Origin of the sequence: Borrelia persica No12 (genome assembly GCF_000500045.1) — a bacterium.
GTDB classification, from domain to species: Bacteria; Spirochaetota; Spirochaetia; order Borreliales; family Borreliaceae; genus Borrelia; species Borrelia persica.
Map to the genome: position 1 here is coordinate 1 of NZ_AYOT01000051.1, position 552 is coordinate 552.

General features: G+C 32.2%; 1 protein-coding gene. It reads right to left on the reverse strand.

Annotated elements, in window-relative coordinates:
* A partial coding sequence (locus tag U881_RS0100990) for a DUF693 family protein (protein ID WP_024652973.1) occupies window positions 1–552 on the reverse strand: 552 nt, incomplete at both ends.

Sequence of the window (552 nt, forward strand, 5' to 3'; positions counted from 1 at the left end):
ACTAGTCTCTAAAATTGTATTCTTAATCGTTTTTCCAAGGCCGTCAATGAAAGATACTCTGTCCCCAACTTTAAGTTTATGTGTGTACATAACTGTGGCGTTCCAATATATAAATCTTATAGTCATATTACTGCCAATAGCAATTTCTTGTTGCGGAATAAATTGTAAACCAAAATCTTCAAGTGGCAAATAATCTATGTCTGAACTTGGAGGTGTAGCATTTGTAAAAATATAGTTACAATCAACATGAGTTTGACCCCTATTTGCTTCTTGGAGAAGTTGTTTATGATCTTTAGGTATAATGTCTGTTCTGACACTTTGAACATACTTTTTAGTAATTTTTTCAAGGAATTCACGAGGTGTATTTGCGCAGAAACTTTCAGTTATGATTTTTGTTCTATCCTCATAACTCATATTAATTATGTTTCTATTTGGGAAAGCCGATTTAATTGCTTCTTCAACGGTCATACCGTAAAATTGATTTGGATCAAGCTCGCGATTGAAATAATTGCTTTTTGTTGCTAAATGTATTTCAAGATCAACACTAAAATC